Source organism: Pseudomonas sp. UBA4194 (assembly GCF_002379585.1).
In the GTDB taxonomy this organism is placed as follows: domain Bacteria; phylum Pseudomonadota; class Gammaproteobacteria; order Pseudomonadales; family Pseudomonadaceae; genus Aquipseudomonas.
On sequence record NZ_DFUE01000060.1, the window covers coordinates 1 to 761 of the forward strand.

The window sequence follows — 761 nt, forward strand, 5'->3', positions numbered from 1 at the left end:
GCCAAACCTCAAACCACCTCAAACCACCTCAACAATCACCTGCTCCGTCCCCCCCATGACCACCTCATCATCCACCCTCTTGCCCAGCAAACTCCCACCCAGCGGTGAGCGCGGCGTGATGACCATCACCATCACCCCCTGGAAATCGATCTTCAATCCCGCCGCATCCGGCCCCAGGAAAAACCACTGCGTCACCCCTTGCGAAGACGTCAGCGCGACGAGGCTGCCCAACTGAACGGCGCCGTCGGTCTCGCGCAGCTTGAGGCTCTGAAACTTGCCCAGTCCCTGACGGATTTCCTCCATGCGCCTGGCCTGTCCAGTGGCCAGATACGAGGCTTCCAGCCCCAGTGTGTCGTACTTGTTCTCCGCCACGTTCTCTTCGTGGGTGGCGGTCTCGTACGCGGTCTGCGCCGCACGCTGGGCGACGTCCAGGTCGATCGTCAAGCGGTCGATGATCAGTTGCAGCAGGGCGGTTTTGTTCATGGTCGGAGGCAGCACTGGCAGATGGGCGAGATGAATCCGACAATTGTCGCACGAAGCGCCTTTAGTGCTTCTGTGTCTGTCCGTTTATCAGGACAATAGCCGGCTTTGCGTAACCGCTTGTGATGGAGTCAGCCATGAAGGCCACCTGGGACATTTTCTGCACCGTAGTCGATAACTACGGCGACATCGGCATCACCTGGCGGCTGGCGCGGCAACTGCAGGTCGAGCACGGGCTGGCGGTGCGCCTGTGGGTAGACGACCTGGTGCCCTTCGCCCGG

Annotated in this window: 2 protein-coding genes; one reads left to right on the forward strand and one right to left on the reverse strand. The window is 61.1% G+C overall.

What is annotated here, in order from left to right; translation table 11 throughout:
- Positions 1-18: 18 nt before the first annotated feature.
- Positions 19-483, reverse strand: coding sequence for a GreA/GreB family elongation factor (locus B3397_RS15310; protein WP_296251581.1), 465 nt, complete (start codon positions 481-483; stop codon positions 19-21).
- Positions 484-617: 134 nt separating this feature from the next.
- Here B3397_RS15310 and earP point away from each other — a divergent pair.
- Positions 618-761 (forward strand): elongation factor P maturation arginine rhamnosyltransferase EarP (gene earP, locus B3397_RS15315; protein ID WP_296251585.1); only part of this gene is annotated, 144 nt, incomplete at its 3' end.

Coding starts and splice junctions, on each gene's coding strand:
- B3397_RS15310 (WP_296251581.1), bottom strand. CDS start 483: ATGAACAAAACCGCCCTGCTGCAACTGATCATCGACCGCTTGACGATC.